Origin of the sequence: Burkholderia sp. SIMBA_062 (assembly GCF_046534765.1) — a bacterium.
Lineage (GTDB): Bacteria > Pseudomonadota > Gammaproteobacteria > Burkholderiales > Burkholderiaceae > Burkholderia > Burkholderia ambifaria.
Genome location: NZ_JAWRYD010000180.1, coordinates 1 through 301 on the forward strand (window position 1 = coordinate 1; position 301 = coordinate 301).

The 301-nt window shown below is 58.8% G+C and carries 1 protein-coding gene; it reads right to left on the reverse strand.

The window, feature by feature from the left end; translation table 11 throughout:
• A partial coding sequence (locus SB786_RS35940; protein ID WP_410731536.1) for a LysR family transcriptional regulator occupies positions 1 to 170 on the reverse strand: 170 nt, incomplete at its 3' end.
• Between the last annotated feature and the right edge of the window lie 131 nt (positions 171 to 301).

Here is a 301-nt window from a genome sequence, read left to right on the forward strand (position 1 = left end):
GGCGAGCGGACAAACAGGCTGGTACCGACGCTGTGCTCCAGCGCGTCGATCCGGCGCCGCGCCGTAGCCTGAGCAATCCCCAGCGCACGGGCGGCGGCAGAAAGGCTGCCAGTTCGAAGGACGGCGAGGAAAACCCGCTGGGTTTCCCACTGTAGTTGCGGGGCGTTCATACATTTCCTATGAGCAGGTAGGCAGCTTTGATCAGTTTCAATCAAGCAGAATCTGCCGCATCCTTTACCAGACCCGCTTCATCAATCAAGCGCCCCAGGCGTGAACAAGGAAGAAAACGACCATGCAACTT